General features: G+C 60.0%; 12 protein-coding genes. 3 read left to right on the top strand and 9 right to left on the bottom strand.

Annotated features, from left to right (window positions below; all coding sequences use genetic code 11):
• Positions 1–24: 24 nt before the first annotated feature.
• From ACIPIZ_RS13065 to bioB, 9 genes are all read right to left on the bottom strand, one after another.
• Entirely contained in the window at positions 25–1,821 is a 1,797-nt protein-coding gene (locus ACIPIZ_RS13065; protein ID WP_401165608.1) for an acyl-CoA dehydrogenase C-terminal domain-containing protein, read from the bottom strand.
• Between the two features lie 90 nt (positions 1,822–1,911).
• On the bottom strand, positions 1,912–3,201 hold the full coding sequence (locus ACIPIZ_RS13060; RefSeq protein ID WP_401165606.1) for a GGDEF domain-containing protein: 1,290 nt from the start codon (positions 3,199–3,201) through the stop codon (positions 1,912–1,914).
• A gap of 192 nt (positions 3,202–3,393) precedes the next feature.
• Positions 3,394–5,199, bottom strand: a complete 1,806-nt coding sequence (locus ACIPIZ_RS13055) for a phenylacyl-CoA dehydrogenase (RefSeq protein ID WP_122660119.1) — start codon at positions 5,197–5,199, stop codon at positions 3,394–3,396.
• A 275-nt stretch (positions 5,200–5,474) separates the two neighbouring features.
• A complete protein-coding gene (locus ACIPIZ_RS13050) occupies positions 5,475–5,771 on the bottom strand; it encodes a hypothetical protein (RefSeq protein WP_064388199.1) in 297 nt (98 codons plus the stop codon).
• Between the two features lie 108 nt (positions 5,772–5,879).
• Complete coding sequence (bioD, locus tag ACIPIZ_RS13045; RefSeq protein ID WP_016983173.1) at positions 5,880–6,560, bottom strand: dethiobiotin synthase; 681 nt, start codon at positions 6,558–6,560, stop codon at positions 5,880–5,882.
• Complete coding sequence (gene bioC / locus ACIPIZ_RS13040) at positions 6,557–7,366, bottom strand: malonyl-ACP O-methyltransferase BioC (RefSeq protein ID WP_401165603.1); 810 nt, start codon at positions 7,364–7,366, stop codon at positions 6,557–6,559. Before bioC ends, bioD begins: the two co-directional genes overlap by 4 nt.
• On the bottom strand, positions 7,359–8,090 hold the full coding sequence (locus ACIPIZ_RS13035; RefSeq protein ID WP_401165601.1) for an alpha/beta fold hydrolase: 732 nt from the start codon (positions 8,088–8,090) through the stop codon (positions 7,359–7,361). The genes bioC and ACIPIZ_RS13035 overlap by 8 nt, the downstream gene beginning before the upstream one ends.
• Entirely contained in the window at positions 8,083–9,261 is a 1,179-nt protein-coding gene (gene bioF / locus ACIPIZ_RS13030) for an 8-amino-7-oxononanoate synthase (RefSeq protein ID WP_401165599.1), read from the bottom strand. Before bioF ends, ACIPIZ_RS13035 begins: the two co-directional genes overlap by 8 nt.
• Before the next feature lie 129 nt (positions 9,262–9,390).
• The gene (bioB, locus tag ACIPIZ_RS13025) at positions 9,391–10,446 is read right to left on the bottom strand and encodes a biotin synthase BioB (RefSeq protein ID WP_064388191.1); all 1,056 of its coding nucleotides are present in this window, start codon (positions 10,444–10,446) and stop codon (positions 9,391–9,393) included.
• A gap of 90 nt (positions 10,447–10,536) precedes the next feature.
• Between bioB and ACIPIZ_RS13020 the strand changes: the two genes are divergently transcribed.
• The 3 genes from ACIPIZ_RS13020 to ACIPIZ_RS13010 all read left to right on the top strand — a co-directional run bounded on the left by ACIPIZ_RS13020 (position 10,537) and on the right by ACIPIZ_RS13010 (position 14,191).
• Positions 10,537–11,271 (top strand): ComF family protein, encoded by a 735-nt coding sequence (locus ACIPIZ_RS13020; RefSeq protein WP_401165597.1) that lies wholly within the window; start codon positions 10,537–10,539, stop codon positions 11,269–11,271.
• A 183-nt stretch (positions 11,272–11,454) separates the two neighbouring features.
• Positions 11,455–12,219, top strand: coding sequence for a TOBE domain-containing protein (locus ACIPIZ_RS13015; RefSeq protein ID WP_064388186.1), 765 nt, complete (start codon positions 11,455–11,457; stop codon positions 12,217–12,219).
• Positions 12,220–12,289: 70 nt separating this feature from the next.
• Complete coding sequence (locus tag ACIPIZ_RS13010; protein ID WP_064388184.1) at positions 12,290–14,191, top strand: PhoX family phosphatase; 1,902 nt, start codon at positions 12,290–12,292, stop codon at positions 14,189–14,191.
• Positions 14,192–14,292 lie beyond the last annotated feature (101 nt).

Raw genomic sequence — 14,292 nt, 5'->3', positions numbered from 1 at the left:
GATTGGACGATCTTTTGATCTTCCTTAAAGCGCAAACTCCTCCGCCGGCAACTTCATCAAACAATCACTCCCCGCCTCGATCGCCGCTCGATGCGCCGCCGTACGCGGCAACAATCGCTTGAAGTAAAACTCGCTCGTCGCCAATTTGCCCCGCAGGTAATCCGCCTCACCCTCGCCCGCTTCCAGTTGCGCCTGCGCCACCAACGCCATGCGCAACCACAGATAACCGAGAATGATGTAACCGCTGTACATCAGGTAATCCACCGACGCCGCGCCCACTTCATCCGGATTCTTCATCGCCGCCATGCCGACCTTCATGGTCAGGTCGCCCCACTGCTGGTTCAACTGATTGAGTTGCGCAACGAAACTGCCCAGTTGCGGATGTTCGGCGTTGGCTGCGCAGAATTTGTGGACGATTTTGGTGAAGCCACGCAGCAACTTACCCTGACTGCCCAGCACCTTACGTCCGAGCAGATCCAGCGCCTGAATGCCATTGGTGCCTTCGTAGATCGGTGCAATCCGACAGTCGCGAACCAACTGCTCCATGCCCCACTCGCGAATAAAACCGTGGCCACCAAACACCTGCATGCCGTGGTTGGTCACTTCCAGCCCGGTGTCGGTCATGAACGCCTTGCAGATCGGCGTGAGGAACGCCAACAGGTCTTCCGCCTCCTGCCGTGCCTCGGCGTCGCTGCTCAGATGCGCGACATCGAGCAACTGCGCGGTGAAGTAGGTCAGCGCGCGGTTGCCTTCGTTGAAAGCTTTCATGGTCAGCAACATGCGCCGCACGTCCGGGTGGACGATGATCGGGTCGGCCGCTTTTTCCGGGGCTTTGGCGCCAGTCAGTGAGCGCATCTGCAAGCGGTCGTTGGCGTATTTGATCGCGCCCTGAAAGCTTGCCTCGCCCAGACACAACCCCTGCATGCCGGTGCCGAGCCGCGCGTGGTTCATCATGGTGAACATGCAGTTCAGGCCCTTGTTCGGTTCGCCGATCAGGTAGCCCTTGGCGCCGTCGAAGTTGAGCACGCAAGTGGCCGACGCTTTGATGCCCATCTTGTGCTCGATCGAACCGCAAGACACGCCGTTGCGCTCGCCTGCTTCGCCCGCCGCATCTGGCAAGAACTTCGGCACGATAAACAGCGAAATCCCTTTGGTCCCTGCCGGCGCGTCCGGCAGTTTCGCCAACACCAGATGGATGATGTTGTCGCTCATGTCGTGCTCGCCGGCGGAGATGAAAATCTTGCTGCCGGTGACCGCATAACTGCCGTCAGCCTGAGGTACGGCGCGGGTCTTGATGATGCCCAGGTCGGTACCGCAATGGGCTTCGGTCAGGCACATGGTGCCGGTCCATTGGCCGGCGGTGAGTTTGCTCAGGTAAGTTTCTTTTTGCTCGGCAGTGCCGTGGGCATGGATTGCCGACATCGCGCCGTGGGTCAGGCCCGGGTACATGCCCCAGGAGGTATTGCTGGAGCCGACCATTTCGCTGATCACCAATCCCAGCGAACTCGGCAAGCCCTGGCCGCCGTAAACCGGATCTGCTGCCAGACCGTGCCAGCCGCCCTCGACGTATTGTGCGAAGGCTTGCTTGAAGCCTGTAGGCGTTGTCACCACACCGTTGTCGAAATGGCAGCCCTCTTCGTCACCGCTGCGATTGAGCGGCGCGAGGACGTTCTCGCAGAACTTCGCACCCTCTTCGAGAATCGCGTTGATCATGTCCGGGCTGGCGTCGTGCGCGCCGAGGGCAGCGTAATTGGCGTGGAAGTCGAAGACGTGGTCGATCAGAAAGCGCATGTCGCGCAGGGGAGCTTTGTACTCAGGCATGGTGGCTTCTCCGTCAGCAGATTTCTCCAACCTACTGCTGGCCACCACGCCCCACAATCACTGTGCAGACGCTGAATGCGCCGTCATCACTCAACCTGCGGCCGTGTCCATGCGCACCGCGCCGCGGCGGTTTTGTCCGTATGCCACCACGCAGTTACGCCCCGCGCCCTTAGCGGCGTAAAGCGCCTCGTCGGCGGACTTCAGCACTTGCTCCGGATTGCGCTGTTCCACTCGTTCGGCGACGCCGATGCTCACCGTCACCGATACGCTGGAGGCACCCGAGCCGGCGCGGCGCTGACGACCTTGCTGATCATCCTGCGGACGGTTTTCCTGATTGCGCAATTGAATGCTGTAGGAAGCAACCGACTCGCGGATCACTTCCAGATGCGGCATGCACTCTTCAAGGGTTTTGCCTGCAAACACCAAGGCGAATTCCTCACCACCATAGCGATACGCCCTACCGCCACCGCTGATTTTCGACAGTTTGCTGGCGACCAGACGCAGCACCTGGTCACCGACATCGTGGCCATGGGTGTCGTTGAATTTCTTGAAGTGATCGACGTCACTCATCGCCAACACGTAGTTACGACCGAGGCGTTGCATGCGTTCGTTAAGTGCGCGGCGGCCCGGCAGACCGGTGAGTTCGTCGCGGAAGGCCATTTGATATGCCTCATGCGCAACTGCTGCGGCAATCATCAGCATCACCTGGCTGCACATGATGTTCAGGGTGAACGGCAGGATGAAGGTTTTCGGCAGCATCCAGAACACGCCGAGCAAGCCGACCAGTTGCGCCGCGTGCAGTGGACGCGGGTTACGCCAGTACTGCCAGGCCAGCAACAGGAAAGCCGAAATGAACACTGGATACGAGAGCTGGATCAGGCTCATCCACGCGCCGTGCAGTGCTGGCCAGCGAATCTCCGACAGCCAGATCAGCAAAGCCTGGGGATAACTTTGCTCAAGGCCCAACGCGACGCTGCCGAATGCCAGTAAAACGGCAAACCGCGCCACCATGTCCTGAAACAGATGCGTGCGCTCCTGCCACGCGGCGAACAAGCCGAATAACAACGGCAGCAATAAACAGACGAGGTGGAAGACCACCGCAGCGTCTTCGCGCACCTTGCCGTTGTCACGGTAATAATCGGTCTGGGTATCGAGAAGAAAGTAGGCGATGTACACCGTGAGCATCAGAAACAGTTCACGCTGACGGCGGTAAACCGCGCAATAAGCACCACCCAACAACAGCACCAACGTCGGCAACACATTGAACAGCGAAGTGAAGAACACGTTGAGGTCTTTGACGTACGCAGCCGCCAACCCCGCGAGTAATAAAAGCAGTGAAGGTAGGAAATGACTGAAACGTACAGCGGAAGAACGCGGCAAGGGTAAAGCTCCGACCCGTCATGGCAAAGAGATGGCATTGTGCCTGCAAAGTGCAGCCAAGCCCACACAATGTGATCCAGATCACACACTGTCTCTTTAACGGCCGGAAGCCCGACTATCTGAGCGATTCGCCAACAAAAAAACCGCTGCCCCCTAACGGGAGCAGCGGTTTTCATAAGACAGCGCTAGAGCTTAGTAACCCAGCGCGAAGTCTTCTTCTTTCATGTCCATCAGGTTGTTGGCGCCCGACAGCATGGTGGCCACGTGCGTACGGGTACGCGGCAGGATGCGCTGGAAGTAGAAGCGCGCAGTTTGCAGCTTGGCGGTATAGAACGCTGCGTCTCCAGTGCCTTCTGCCAGCTTCTCGGCAGCCAGACGCGCCATGTCGGCCCAGAAGTAAGCCAGGCAGGCATAACCGGAGTACATCAGGTAATCCACGGAGGCCGCGCCGACTTCTTCGCGATCTTTCATGGCAGCCATACCGACCTTCATGGTCAGCTCGCCCCACTCTTTGTTGATGGCTGCCAGCGGTGCGACGAACTCTGCAACGGCTTCGTTGCCTTCGTTGTTCTGGCAGAACTTGTGGACGATCTTGGTGAAACCTTTCAGAGCTTCGCCTTGAGTCATCAGCACTTTACGGCCGAGCAGGTCGAGCGCCTGAATACCGGTGGTGCCTTCGTACAGCATCGAAATGCGGCTGTCGCGAACGTTCTGCTCCATGCCCCACTCGGCGATGAAGCCGTGGCCGCCGTAGATCTGCACGCCGTGGTTGGCGGATTCGAAACCGACTTCGGTCATGAACGCCTTGGCGATCGGAGTCATGAAGGCCAGCAGTGCGTCGGCTTTCTTCTTCTCTTCTTCGTCCACACCGTATTTGACGATGTCGACCTGTTTGGCGGTGAAGTACACCATCGCACGGTTGCCTTCGGCGAACGCCTTCATGGTCAACAGCATGCGGCGTACGTCAGGGTGCACGATGATCGGGTCAGCGGCTTTTTCCGGCGCTTTCGGGCCAGTCAGGGAGCGCATTTGCAGACGATCGCGAGCGTATTTCAAGCCACCCTGGAAACCGATTTCGGCGTGGGCCAGACCTTGCAGCGCGGTGCCCAGACGTGCGGTGTTCATAAAGGTGAACATGCAGTTCAGGCCTTTGTTCGCCGGGCCGATCAGGTAACCGGTAGCGCCGTCGAAGTTCATCACGCAAGTGGCGTTGCCGTGGATGCCCATCTTGTGTTCCAGCGAACCGCAGGTCACTGCGTTGCGTGCACCGACGGTGCCGTCAGCATTCGGCATGAACTTTGGAACGATAAACAGCGAGATGCCTTTGGTGCCAGCCGGCGCGTCCGGTAGGCGAGCCAGTACGATGTGGACGATGTTGTCGGCCATGTCGTGTTCACCGGCCGAGATGAAGATCTTGGTGCCGGAGACTTTGTAGGAACCATCAGCCTGAGGTTCGGCCTTGGTGCGCAGCATGCCCAGGTCGGTGCCGCAGTGTGGCTCGGTCAGGCACATGGTGCCGGTCCATTCGCCGGAAACCAGTTTGGTCAGATAGGCTTCTTGCTGCTCAGGGGTGCCGTGCTCGGAGATGGTGTTCATCGCGCCGTGCGACAGGCCTGGGTACATGCCCCACGACCAGTTGGCTTCACCAACCATTTCGCTCACTGCCAGACCCAGCGACTCAGGCAGGCCTTGACCGCCGTGCTCAACGTCGTGGGCGAGGCTTGGCCAGCCGCCTTCGACGAATTGCTTGTAAGCCTCTTTGAAGCCGGTCGGGGTTTTCACGCCGGACTCGCTCCAGGTGCAACCTTCGAGGTCGCCCACGCGGTTCAGCGGTGCCAGTACCTGCTCACAAAACTTGGCGCCTTCTTCGAGAATGGCGTCAACCATGTCCGGAGTTGCGTCTGCGCAAGCCGGAAGGCTCTGATAGTGCGCTTCGTAGCCGAGCAGCTCGTCACGAACGAAGCGAATATCACGCAAGGGGGCCTTGTAGTCAGGCATAGCGATAAACCTCTGCTGATGTAACCGGGAATGAACGACCGTGTTGATTTGTTGTGACGGTCAAACAGTTGTTTGAAACATACGTTTACGCCGAAATCTTGTCAAGCATCGATCTTTTGCCGTTCGTCATCAGATTTTTAAAACGTCGGACACAGCAAACCGCCATGCACTCGAACGAGCCACGGGCGCTGAAAAAAGATTAGTTGAGGGAGAAGGACTTACAACAAAAAACGCCGCGAAAGGTCGCGGCGTTCAGCGTGCAGAAGACAAGAAAATCAGGCGAACGTATCGATGATCGTACCGAGCACTTCATCGGAAGCCTTGGCGACTTTCACACCCAGCTCTGCCTGGATCTTGCCCTGAGACATCTCGACCACATTGCTGGCCAGATCCGATTGCTGGGCACGATCGACACCACGCAGACGATCGATTTGCACTTCGGACGACTGGCTGGTCACCGAGCGTTCGATGGTGTTGTTGGCTATCTGGCTGGCCGCCTGATCGACGCGGTTCTGACCGCTCTGGATCGAGCTCAAACCTGCATAAAAAGCTGTGTTACCGGAGATTTCCATAACAGTTCTCATCCTTGGGAAGGATCAATGACCGCCATTGAAGCAGAGGCGTCAGAAAAACACCCGTCAAAAACACTAATGGCACAGTGCCTGCCCATAGAGAAAAGCTTAGTCGAGCAGATCCAGCTGTAAATGATCTGCCACCGCTTCTGCACTCAAGGCCTTGAGTTTAGGCACGCGTCCAAGACACGGTGCCGGAATCCGCTCAGCCAGCGTCGCGAGATTCTCCTCCAGCCGCGAAGTCTTCGGGTCGATGATATTCGCCACCCATCCCGCCAGTTGCAAACCATCACGGGCAATCGCCTCGGCCGTCAGCAAGGCATGACTGATGCACCCCAACCGCACGCCCACCACCAGAATCACCGGCAGCTTCAGCGCAATCGCCAGATCCGACAGATTATCCTGATCGGCCAAAGGCACTCGCCAGCCACCCGCGCCCTCGATCAGAGTGAAATCGGCGTTCATCGCCAGAATTTCGCGCATCGGTGCCAGCAGCGATTGCACGGTCAAAGCCACGCCCGCCTCTCGCGCCGCCAAATGCGGAGCGATCGCCGGTTCGAACGCCACCGGATTGACCTGTTGATAACTCAGCGGCAACGAACATTCGGCCAGCAGCGCCAACGCATCGGCATTGCGCAACCCCTTGGGCGTCACTTCGCACCCGGATGCCACCGGTTTGCCCGCCGCTGTACTCAACCCGGCGGAGCGCGCCGCATGCAGCAACCCGGCGGCAACCGTGGTCTTGCCGACATCGGTGTCCGTTCCGGTAATGAAATAGGCTGCGCTCATACGGGTTTCTCCAACACGGCGTAGACCACCTGATAAGTCGCCGGCAATCCCGACGCCTCACGGAACTGCTCGTAAGCTTCGACCAGCCCGAGAATCCGCGCGCGCCCGGTCAAACCGCCCGGCCGTCCCGGATTCAGATTGTGCGCACCCAAGGCTTTCAACTCGTGGGTCAAACTGCGCACATCCGGGTAATGCAGTACATGCGCCTGATTCTCCAGACTCAGCGTGCGCAAACCACTCGCCGTGCACAGTTGCTGATAGCGGGCGAACTCGCGGAAGCGGTTGACGTGCACCAGCCCGTCGACCTGCCGCCAGCTATCGCGCAGCTCAAACAACGTCCCTGTACAAAGACTAGCAAACGCAAAGATTCCGCCCGGTTTCAATACGCGAAAGGCTTCGCTGAGCACTGCGTCGAAATCCGCACACCACTGCACCGCTAGGCTGGAGAAGATCAGGTCGCAGGTCGAATCCTGTAACGGCAGCCGTTCCGCATCGCCGGCAATGAAATGCTGCGCGCCACCCAACGGACGTGCGTGCTCGAGCATGCCCTCGGCAATGTCCAGCGCCACACCGTGGCTCTCGGCAAACCGCGAAGCCAACGCGCGGGTGAAGTAACCCGTGCCACAACCGAGATCCAGCCAGCGCGCCGGGACGAAATCCGTCGACAGGCGCTGAATCAACTGTGTACCAACATCACGTTGCAACTCGGCGACGCTGTCGTAACTGGCCGCTGCACGGGAAAAAGACGCTGCGACCTGACGCTTGTCAGGCAAGCCGCCAGGCAGCACAAGAGACAAATCAGTCATCACCGCACTCATGTAAAAAAGCCTGGATCGCACCCGCCAGTCCGTGGGGGTCTTCCAGAAGAAACGCATGACTGGCCTGTTCGATCAGGCCAATTTCGATATCCGGCAAAAGCGCGAACAACGCCCCCGCCGCTTCGGCCGGGACCAGACCGTCCTGCCCGCCGAACAAATGAAACTGCGGGCCACGAAACGCCTGCAGCGCGTCGCGGGTGTCGATCTGCGCGAGCAATTCCAGTCCCGCCATCAACGCCGCCGGCGTAGTCTGCGGTACGCCGCCGAGCATCAATCGCGACAAGCCGCGCGGATCCTGCGCACCTTGAGCACACAGCAGCGAGAAACGTTTGAGGGTCATCCGCGAATCAGCCTGGCAACCGGCAAGAAACGCATCGAAGGTCTCACCCGGCATCGCGTTCGGCCAATGTTCATGAGCAACAAAGGAAGGATTGCTCGCCAGCGTCAGCAAACCGCAGCAACGCTCGCCACGCCGTGCCGCCAATTCGGCCGCAAGCATGCCGCCCAGCGACCAGCCGCCCAGCCACACGTCCTGAGGAATGCGCTCGTCGAGTTCGTCGAGCCAGTCTTGCAGGTCGCTGGAATCCAGCTCCGGCAACGGCTCGATTTCAATGTTGAGATGTTCATCGAGCCCCTGCAGTGCCGCCGCCAGAGGCTCCATTGGCGAAATACCGAGGCCCCAGCCGGGCAGCAGAATCAGGCGATTACGCATGGTTTGGCTCCGGCGTCAGTTGGGCAAAGCAATCAGCCAGTCCCTCTAACAATAGCTGCACCTGCGCCTCGCTGTGAGCAGCGGTCAGGGTCACGCGCAGCCGAGCGCTGCCGGCAGGAACGGTCGGCGGGCGAATCGCAGTGACCATCAGCCCACGCTCGCGCAACATCTGCGACAGACGCACCGCGCGCCCGGCGTCGCCGATCATGATCGGCTGGATCGGTGTGAAGCTGTCCATCAACCCCAGCCCGATCTGCTCGGCGCCACGGCGGAACTGGCGGATCAACGTCTGCAGATGCGCTCGGCGCCAATGCTCGGTGCGCAGCAGTTCAAGACTTTTCAGCGTTGCACACGCGAGCGCCGGCGGCTGGCTGGTGGTGTAGATGTACGGGCGGGCGAACTGGACCAGACTTTCGATCAGCTCCTCGCTGCCAGCGACAAATGCCCCAGCGGTGCCGAACGCTTTACCAAGGGTGCCGACCAGTACCGGCACATCCTCCTGGCTCAAACCGAAATGCTCGACGATGCCACCGCCATTTGCCCCCAGCGGCCCGAAACCGTGAGCGTCATCGACCATCAGCCATGCACCTTTGGCCTTGGCTTCGCGGGCCAGTGCCGGGAGGTCGGCCAGATCGCCGTCCATGCTGAACACGCCGTCGGTGACCACCAGCGTGTTGCCGGTGGCTTTCTCCAAGCGCTTGGCCAGGCTCTCGGCGTCGTTGTGCAAATAGCGGTTGAAACGCGCGCCGGACAACAATCCGGCATCCAGCAACGAGGCATGATTGAGGCGATCTTCCAGCACTGTATCGCCCTGCCCGACCAGCGCGGTGACCGCGCCGAGGTTGGCCATGTAACCGGTGGTGAACAGCAGCGCACGCGGACGGCCCGTGAGATCGGCCAGGGCTTCTTCGAGGGCATGATGCGGACTGCTGTGGCCGATCACCAAGTGCGAAGCACCGCCACCGACGCCCCATCGCTGCGCGCCGTGACGCCAGGCTTCGATGACTTGCGGGTGATTGGCCAAGCCCAGGTAATCGTTGTTGCAGAAGGCGAGCAACGGTTTGCCGTCGACCACCACTTCGGGCCCCTGCGGGGACTCAAGCAGCGGGCGCTGGCGATAGAGGTTTTCGGCACGGCGGGCAGCAAGGCGTGCGGCGAGATCGAAAGACATGCAGGCCTCACATCTGAAAAATGACTGTGTAGGAGCTGCCGAAGGCTGCGATCTTTTGATGTTGTTTTTTAAAGACAAGATCAAAAGATCGCAGACTTCGGCAGCTCCTGCATGGGATCCGTGGGGCGATCAGACGGCGGCGTTGTAGAACTGCTCGCTGCTCTTCTGCTCCACCAACGCCTGCTCGATCGCAGCCTGGTGAACCTCGTCGGCATGCTCTTCACGCGCTTCCGGCTGGATACCCAGACGCGCAAACAATTGCATGTCCTTGTCCGCCTGCGGGTTGGCGGTGGTCAGCAGTTTGTCGCCGTAGAAAATCGAGTTGGCGCCGGCGAAGAACGCGAGCGCCTGCATCTGCTCGTTCATCGCTTCGCGGCCGGCGGACAGGCGCACGTGGGATTGCGGCATGAGAATGCGAGCCACGGCGAGCATGCGGATAAAGTCGAACGGGTCGATGTCTTCGGCATTTTCCAGCGGCGTGCCGGCGACCTTCACCAGCATATTGATCGGTACCGATTCCGGATGCTCCGGCAGATTGGCCAACTGGATCAACAGATTGGCGCGGTCATCCAGCGATTCGCCCATGCCGAGAATGCCGCCGGAGCAGATCTTCATCCCCGACTCACGCACGTAGGCCAGCGTTTGCAGGCGCTCGCTGTAAGTGCGGGTGGTGATGATGCTGCCGTAGAACTCAGGCGACGTGTCGAGGTTGTGGTTGTAGTAATCGAGGCCAGCCTTGGCCAGCGCTTCGGTCTGATCCTGATCGAGGCGGCCGAGGGTCATGCAGGTTTCCAGGCCCATGGCTTTCACGCCTTCGACCATCTTCAGCACGTACGGCATGTCTTTCGCCGACGGGTGCTTCCACGCCGCACCCATGCAGAAACGTGTCGAGCCGATGGCTTTGGCGCGGGCAGCCTCTTCGAGGACTTTCTGCACCTCCATCAGCTTTTCTTTTTCCAGACCGGTGTTGTAGTGACCGGACTGCGGGCAGTACTTGCAGTCTTCCGGACAGGCGCCGGTCTTGATCGACAGCAGAGTCGAAACCTGAACACGGTTGGCGTTGAAATGTGCGCGGTGCACCGTCTGCGCCTGGAACAGCAAGTCGTTGAATGGCTGTACGAAGAGTGCTTTGACTTCGGCCAGAGACCAGTCGTGACGCAGGGTGGCGGTGGTGCTCGCGCTCATGGCTAATTCCTTGGTTATGCTTGCTGGCGGCTGCGGGAATGGAATACCCACAGGCGCTACACGGATGTTCGGCATATTTAAGGAAGAGACATGCGCTGTCAACCACCATGCAAAGAGTCGGTTTACATCTGTTTAAAAAACGTACAAACCTGTTTGTTGTGTGATGAGCCGGCAGAAGCAGAAATGCCAATGTGCGTGGCCTGCGAAACTGAATTGCCCTGGCTCGGCGATCACTGCATCTCCTGTGCTTTGCCGCTTCCCTCCGCCGGTCTGACCTGTGGCGAGTGCCAGCTAGAGCCGCCAGCTTTCGAAGAGGTGGTGGTGCCATGGCTGTATGGCTTCCCGGTCGACAGTTTGATTACACGGTTTAAACACAACGCAAAATGGCCGTTTGGCCACCTGCTCGCCGACGTTCTCGGGCAATACCTGCAACATCGCTTCGATGAGGGTTTGCCCAGACCCGATGCGTTGTTGCCAGTGCCGTTGGCGCGTAAACGTCTGCGCCAACGGGGATTCAATCAGGCTGCGATGCTGGCGCAGTGGCTGAACAAGTCGCTTGATCTGCCAATTGAGGAGACTGTTCTGCGTCGTATCAAAGACACTGATGCCCAACAGGACCTCGACGCCAAGTCGCGTAAACGCAATCTGCATAAAGCCTTCGACCTCATGCCGGACGCGCAGGTGAAAGGCCGGCATCTGGCGCTGGTTGATGATGTGCTGACCACTGGCGCCACTGCGCAGGCGCTTGCGCGTCTATTGGTGGACGCTGGCGCTGCGCGGGTCGATGTCTATTGCCTGGCGCGCACGCCGAAACCCGGAAGCTGAAGCCAACACAATCCCCCTGTAGGAGTGAGCCTGCTCGCGATAGCGTCATCAATGCCAACATCTATGCTGACTGAACCACCGCTATCGCGAGCAGGCTCACTCCTACAGGGATTTGGGTTCGGCTTGACTCTCACGTCGCTAGCGGCCAACTTCCACGTCCACCGCCACAAAAAGCACCCATCCATGTCCATGCCTTCCCTGTTGTCCCAGCACATCGTCCGCCGTCCGCAGCGTATCGCCCTGCTGCAACACATCGCCGAACAGGGCTCGATCACCCGCGCGGCGAAAAGCGCAGGCCTGAGCTACAAAGCGGCGTGGGACGCGATCGATGAGCTGAACAACCTCGCGCAGAAACCGCTGGTCGAGCGTGCCGTCGGCGGCAAGGGCGGCGGCGGCGCGAAACTCTCCAGCGAAGGCGAGCGCGTTTTGCGTCTGTACCAAAAATTGCAGGCCTTGCAGGCGCAGGTGCTGGAGGCAGCGGAAGATGCCAGCGACCTCGATCTGCTCGGTCGGTTGATGCTCAGAACCAGCGCGCGCAATCAGTTGCACGGCAAAGTCGTGGCAATCGAAACGCAGGGCCGTAATGACCTGATCCGCCTCGAACTGGCCGAAGGGCTGTGCCTCGACGCGCAGATCACCCACGACAGCACCGTGCATCTGGAGCTGCAAGCCGGTACCGAAGTGGTGGCCCTGATCAAGGCCGGCTGGCTGGAATTGCTCGGCAGCGAGCAATCTGCAACGTCTGGTCACAATCTTCTGCAGGGCACCATCGAAGCGATTCTCGACGCCGAAGACGGCCCGAGCGAAGTGCGGATTACCCTGCCCAACGGCCATACCCTCTGCGCCCTGGCTGAGCCGCTCGACTTGCGCACGCGCGGATTGAGCGTGGAACAACCGGTGCAGGTGCAGTTTTCGCCGTCCAACGTGCTGATCGGCACACCGCTGTAATCAGGCGCTGCAACGAAAGCGTCATCGACGCTCATTAAGGTGGCTGCCAAAACCAAGCAGGGAGCCTGATGTGAGCCTATTAGAAGAAAACCAATCCACTGACCTGGAAAAAATGGTCGGCCTCAGCCGTCGCGGTTTCATCGGCGCCGGTGCGCTGTGCGGTGCGGCGATGTTCCTCGGCGGCAGCCTGTTGAGCCGCAGCGCGCTGGCCACAGGCATTAGCGCCGGCAACAGCCGTTTGCTCGGCTTCGAGAGCATTCCTGCCGCGACCACCGACGTCATCACACTGCCCAAAGGCTACAAGTCTTCGGTGCTGATCAGTTGGGGCCAGCCCCTGCAAAAGAACGGCCCGGCGTTCGACCCGAGCGGTAACGGCACCGCTGCCGCACAGGAAGTGCAGTTCGGCGACAACAACGACGGCATGAGCTTGTTCGCCTTCCCCGACGACCGCAACCGCGCGTTGATGGCGATCAACAACGAATACACCAACTACCGCTACCTCTACCCGCACGGCGGCATGCCGCAATCGGCCGAAGACGTGCGCAAGGCGCTGGCTTGCGAAGGCGTGTCGGTGATTGAAGTGCAACGCAAGAACGGTCAGTGGCAGTTCGTTCAAGGTTCGCGCTACAACCGGCGCATCCACGGCAACTCGCCGCTGCGTATCAGCGGCCCGGCGGCCGGTCACGATCTGATGAAGACCGCTGCCGACAAGCACGGCAAGAAAGTCCTCGGCACGTTCCAGAACTGCGCCAACGGTAAAACTCCGTGGGGCACCTATCTGACCTGCGAAGAAAACTTCACCGACTGCTTCGGCAGCAGCAATGCCCAGCAGCAGTTCGACCCTGCGCAAAAACGCTACGGCGTCTCGGCTGCCAGCCGCGAAATCAACTGGCACCCGTACGACCCGCGCTTCGACATGGCGAAGAACCCCAACGAACTCAACCGTCACGGCTGGGTGGTCGAGATCGATCCGTTCGATCCGCAATCGACCCCGGTCAAACGCACGGCACTGGGCCGCTTCAAACATGAAAACGCCGCCCTGGCCGAGACCGACGACGGTCGCGCCGTGGTGTACATGGGCGACGACGAGCGTGGCGAATTCATCTACAAATTCGTCAGCCGTGACCGCATCAACCATCGCAACGCCAAGGCCAACCGCGACATTCTCGATCACGGCACCCTGTACGTGGCGAAATTCGATAATGGCGACAGCAACCCCGATCACCCGAAAGGCCAGGGCCAGTGGATCGAGTTGACCCACGGCAAAAACGGCATCGATGCCAGCAGCGGCTTTGCCGATCAGGCTGAAGTGCTGATCCATGCGCGCCTTGCCGCCAGCGTGGTTGGCGCAACGCGCATGGACCGTCCGGAATGGATCGTCGTCAGCCCCAAGGATGGCCAGGTTTACTGCACCCTGACCAACAACGCCAAGCGTGGCGAGGACGGCCAGCCGGTGGGTGGGCCGAACCCGCGTGAGAAAAACGTCTACGGGCAGATTCTGCGCTGGCGCACCGACCGTGACGATCACGCGTCGAAGACGTTTGCCTGGGACCTGTTTGTGGTCGCTGGCAACCCGGGCGTGCACGCGGGTACGCCGAAGGGCGGCTCAAAGAACATCACCCCGCAGAACATGTTCAACAGCCCGGATGGCTTGGGTTTCGACAAGGCTGGGCGCTTGTGGATTCTCACTGATGGTGATTCGAGCAACGCCGGCGACTTTGCCGGGATGGGCAACAACCAGATGCTGTGTGCCGATCCGAAGACCGGTGAGATTCGCCGGTTCATGGTCGGGCCGATTGGCTGTGAGGTGACCGGGATCAGCTTCTCGCCGGATCAGAAGACCCTGTTTGTCGGGATTCAGCATCCGGGGGAGAACGGCGGTTCGACCTTCCCTGAGCATTTGCCGAATGGCAAGCCACGGTCTTCGGTGATGGCGATTACCCGCGAAGACGGCGGGATCGTCGGCGCCTGACAGGCCCTCATCGCGAGCAGGCTCACTCCTACATTTGGCATGCGTGCGTTCCCCTGTAGGAGTGAGCCTGCTCGCGATGGCGTCAGCACAGACACCAACCA

It is taken from the genome of Pseudomonas sp. NPDC087690 (assembly GCF_044743175.1).
GTDB lineage: Bacteria > Pseudomonadota > Gammaproteobacteria > Pseudomonadales > Pseudomonadaceae > Aquipseudomonas.
Note: the sequence above shows the minus strand (reverse complement) of the source record. Positions and strands in the feature narration are given on the sequence as shown.